Genomic DNA, 4,245 nt, shown 5'->3' with positions numbered 1-4,245 from the left:
TGGTCAAAAATTGTTTGCACGTTCTGAATCGTTTAAGCAACTTGGCTTATTACACTCCCAATTTCATCAAAAATGTGTTGAAGCAATTCAAATGTACAAAAAAAATAATATTACAGAGACCCAAAAATTAAATTTAGAGTTAGAAAGATTGTCAACTGAAATTTTCAAAATTATGGACGAGCTAAAACAATCAGTCACTGCGAAGTAATAGCCTCTAAAATTATATTAAACCCATAACTTGATAGCCCCCACTCCCCACATATATAATCATCACCGTACTTCCTCCGCCACTTACTGAGCAGTTGAACATGTTGCTCGTACTTCATTCGATTAAACACTTCGTAAGGCACTAAATCCTCAAACAATGAGTAAGTGATCAACGACCCTGGCCGACGGTAATCACGTTTGGCCTTCCCCGACATCCTATCAGCCGGCATGACCATGCTGCCACCTAATAAATTCATACTTTTACCGGTTTCCATAATTCATTTTGTCGCTCTTTAGTTTTTAGCAGTAGATCCAATATATTTTTTATCTTATTTATTCTATCAATTTTATTGTTTTTCATTTTAATTTGCGGAATATTTTCGTAATTTTGAACTAACAATTTTTCTTCTTTATCCTCTTCCAGATAATTAATATCTTTAACATCCTCCAGATACTCAATCATCTCGATCAATTCTTTATAGTTTTCTTCCAACATACAAGTTACAACTTCTTTATCCTCTAGTATCAGAATATTTTCGAGCGTTAATCCTCTTTTTAATATAGAGTCGTCTAAACTATAGTCGAGCTTATTTGTATACATATTCCTAAAAAAAGCAACCTCTGATTGCCATAAATTCTTCATTGTTGCAAAATAGAACTTTCTCTTTTCTGTAATACTTCTATTATGTAAGAGGATTTGCATTAATGTATTTTTCGCAATTAAATTGAACTGAGTGTCATTCAGGCCACCTTCAAAAAATAAAAATTGATTTTTCTTTATTGTTAAATATAAGTTATAAGGCTTTAAAGCTTTTTGTATTTTTTTTAATACTTCGTTACACTTTTTTAGTTGAAAACTAATGTAATGTATAGAATCTATATAAAATTCACATGTTTCTCTATATTTTGATTCACGATCTATTTCCATGTTTACCAACCAATAAAAATGACCACCGTTAAGAATATCTTTTGGAATTACCTCTTCATAGACATTTTTTAATGTAGTAAATACATTTTCTTCTAATGAGTACCTATAAATTTTCATAGTGCCTCTCCAATTTTGGTGTTCTTAAATGTATTGTTAATAAGTTCATAATATTCCTCTGAATCAAAAAAGTTGCGAAAAAAACTTTTCAAATCTTGTATATTTCTTAAATCTATTTTGAAAACGTCCCTGCTATATAAATCATAAAAAAATATTAAACAAGGCACTTCATTATAATTTAATCCAAAATGTTTAGCAATGCGTAATGCTTCTGAACGATTAAAATAATTATACGGTTCTAACAATTGATTCAAATTAATCTGATTCCCGTTTCCAGTTATTATTATGCATTTTTTATTATTACTTATAATATCCAGCGCTAATTTCCGAGAAATATAATTTTCTGTTTTGTCTTCAATTTTATTAGCGTAGTTACTGCCAAATAACTTCCACCAGGGATGTTGGAGCGATGCCGCATGTTGTATCCACCTATTTGATGGAGCTTCAATTATAAATATTTGACACTTTTCACCTTTTAGAATATCCAAGTCAAATATTCCAGTCGAAATGTAGTTTACTATTGATTCGTCAGCATCTGTATATAACAAAAAACCAAAGAGCTCATAGCCTTGATTTTTTATTATTATCCAATTGGCTTGTATTTCTCTAAAATTCGATATCGGCATCATAATATACACCTAAAAGTTAATACCGGTTAGATTAGTTAACAAATCCATTAAAGGAGATACAAGTGTTGAAAAATCTTTAATTGTCTTAGCTACTTCATAAAAATCTTTAATCTTACTTAATATTATATTTGTATTCTTATCCGATGTATCCAGCATATTTTTTGCTTCATATTTTACTTCTGATAAAATAGGTATTAGTTTTTGATCTCTTATAACTTCATAATCATCTGGAAGATTAGGCATTCTTTTTTGCAAAGCGCTTATAATATTTATTAATTCGATTAAATCTATTTCCTTATCTGTATTGTACGACACAGCAGTCTTCATTAATTTAATATCATTATCACTACCGGTAATTATGACCGAATCTTTTACATTTTTTATCTGATTAATTAACACCAATATGATTCCCTCCCTGTAATTTTATACTTGTAATATTCTGCCTGGAACGCTTAGATTCCTTCTCTCATTGATCACAAATTGATTTTTTTTTCCGATGTCGATCTTTCCGTTGACTTCCTCCCCCACTAGAGCGATGATGTCACTGCGGCAACCGCCCACCGAGGAGGAATGAATATAGAGCAATAACCAGCCCCAACAAAAAATTAAAAATTTAATTCCGCAAATGATTTTTTACTGTCGAAATCAAACACGACACGCATTTGATTCATATATCACATTGAGGCCCAGTACATGATGGGCAGCAGCAAGGAGGAATGAGTATCGAGGAATAGCCTCCCAAACAAAAAATTAAAAAATAATTCCGCAAAGATTTTTTACCGTCGAATCAACGACAAGCATTTTGCTTCAGATATTTTACATCTTGGTCCAGTGCATGATGGGCCGGATTATAAGGAGGGGGTTTTATCGGGTGATGGCCGGGTTCCTTCAAAAAAAGACAGCGACGAATCAAACTCGAGTTCGCAGAGGAGGTCTGCCTTATAAGCAAAAAATAAAAAACCCGCCAGATACGAAACTGACGGGAGTAGGTATCGAAATTTTAACGGAAAAGCTGTTTAAGCTCAGCGACTAGTGTTTTGAGATTTAGGACGAAATGTCCAAGAATAAAAAACACCATTCCAAAGCCTAGCCAGATGTGCAGACCTTTCATAACAGGCATATTCATTCCGAGGAACGTCCAACCTTGGGATGCTGCCGGACCATGAGGAGCGACAAACAGGCCAAGACCGGTTACGGTTACAATCAAACTAAGCAAAGCCAGAGAAAGCGATATTATCCCTTTAATTTTGCCGACTGATGACTGGCTAGCGGGTTTAGCTTTTTCATTAAGGGCGAGAGCCTGATTTGTTATCGAACTCACAGAATTACCTCCCAAATAATATGTTTGCTGGTTTATGGCTTTATTCTAATGGGAGGATGTGATAATACTATGAGCAGCTTGTGTATTTTTGGTGAACTCATTACTTTCTAGGTAGAGAGCTTTCAGAAGTGAGGGTGGTAGTTTAGAGGGCAGTTCAACGAAATAACAAGATATCTATAAAAAGCCATGAGGCCAGTCTGCCCCTAAAACCGACTGGCGACTTCGACCGGTAATCATGGAGGCCAGTTTTTCATCACGACCAACAGCGAAGTCCGCTCATCCATACTGGAGTATACGTCCGACCACTTATCAAGCGAGGGTTCTCTAATCTTACGACCGTCGCTTATTTGGCATGGGCTTTTTTCGATTATCAAAGAGCGAAACAGCCCCCGTTGCAGGGGACTGTCTTGGCGTTATTCTGCCTGTTCGGGCTTAGCCATGTTCTCGTTGAGCTTTTCGATGTTCTGGTTCAACCGAGTCAACTGTTCTGCGATGGTGGCCAGGGATTCCGCGATTTTCGGAACATCCCGTTCGTAAAACTTCCTGCCCATGCCGGTTTGAAAAAAGTCCATTATTGTATCCTCCCTGCTTTTGTTGCGAGGCAGGTACAGCTTATCTAGGAGTCATTCAATAGTAAAGTTAAGTTTGGAGAGGACCGCTGTTTAGCGATCCCCCTTCTCCCTACCCTCAACCCTGAAGTGAAACAAGATAAGCCCCAATCATCAGAAACAGTCCTCCGATCCATCTAACCGTGGGCACATACTCCGAGAACACCAGCCAACCAACGATGATTCCAAGGAAATGAATTAGCCCTTGTGCCGGGAATGCTGTGCTGAACGGGACCATTGTTAGCAACTTGAACCACACTGGTAAAGCGAGAGTAAGTAACACGACTCCACCAAGAATACCGGGAGACGTGGCGGCTTTGAGTAAGTTTGAAAACTCAAAACCACCCATTCGGTCTAACTCCAATCGGATAAGGGTCTGTCCCGCTAAAATTAGTGAGATGTTCAATAACAGCAGCAACCATGCTTTTAGGCTCA

7 protein-coding genes are annotated in these 4,245 nt (G+C 36.5%); 1 reads left to right on the top strand and 6 read right to left on the bottom strand.

Annotated elements, in window-relative coordinates; translation table 11 throughout:
• The coding region (locus H1S01_RS21240) for a hypothetical protein (protein WP_207732427.1) at positions 1–208 on the top strand (208 nt) is incomplete at its 5' end.
• A 252-nt stretch (positions 209–460) separates the two neighbouring features.
• Here the strand turns inward: H1S01_RS21240 and H1S01_RS19630 are convergent.
• The 6 genes from H1S01_RS19630 to H1S01_RS19605 form a co-directional block, all read right to left on the bottom strand.
• Complete coding sequence (locus tag H1S01_RS19630) at positions 461–1,252, bottom strand: hypothetical protein (RefSeq protein WP_188042077.1); 792 nt, start codon at positions 1,250–1,252, stop codon at positions 461–463.
• Positions 1,249–1,878 (bottom strand): hypothetical protein, encoded by a 630-nt coding sequence (locus H1S01_RS19625; RefSeq protein WP_188042076.1) that lies wholly within the window; start codon positions 1,876–1,878, stop codon positions 1,249–1,251. The genes H1S01_RS19630 and H1S01_RS19625 overlap by 4 nt, the downstream gene beginning before the upstream one ends.
• 12 nt (positions 1,879–1,890) lie before the next feature.
• The gene (locus H1S01_RS19620) at positions 1,891–2,283 is read right to left on the bottom strand and encodes a hypothetical protein (RefSeq protein ID WP_188042075.1); all 393 of its coding nucleotides are present in this window, start codon (positions 2,281–2,283) and stop codon (positions 1,891–1,893) included.
• 598 nt (positions 2,284–2,881) lie between these two features.
• Positions 2,882–3,202 (bottom strand): DUF4405 domain-containing protein, encoded by a 321-nt coding sequence (locus tag H1S01_RS22135; RefSeq protein WP_188042074.1) that lies wholly within the window; start codon positions 3,200–3,202, stop codon positions 2,882–2,884.
• Positions 3,203–3,615: 413 nt separating this feature from the next.
• Entirely contained in the window at positions 3,616–3,774 is a 159-nt protein-coding gene (locus H1S01_RS19610) for a hypothetical protein (RefSeq protein WP_188042073.1), read from the bottom strand.
• A 115-nt stretch (positions 3,775–3,889) separates the two neighbouring features.
• Positions 3,890–4,245 (bottom strand): hypothetical protein (locus H1S01_RS19605; protein WP_207732426.1); only part of this gene is annotated, 356 nt, incomplete at its 5' end.

This window comes from Heliobacterium chlorum (assembly GCF_014502795.1).
GTDB lineage: Bacteria > Bacillota > Desulfitobacteriia > Heliobacteriales > Heliobacteriaceae > Heliobacterium > Heliobacterium chlorum.
The sequence above is the reverse complement of the archived record's forward strand: the minus strand, read 5'-3'. Positions and strand labels throughout refer to the sequence as shown.

Coding starts and splice junctions, on each gene's coding strand:
- H1S01_RS19630 (WP_188042077.1), bottom strand. CDS start 1,252: ATGAAAATTTATAGGTACTCATTAGAAGAAAATGTATTTACTACATTA.
- H1S01_RS19625 (WP_188042076.1), bottom strand. CDS start 1,878: ATGCCGATATCGAATTTTAGAGAAATACAAGCCAATTGGATAATAATA.
- H1S01_RS19610 (WP_188042073.1), bottom strand. CDS start 3,774: ATGGACTTTTTTCAAACCGGCATGGGCAGGAAGTTTTACGAACGGGAT.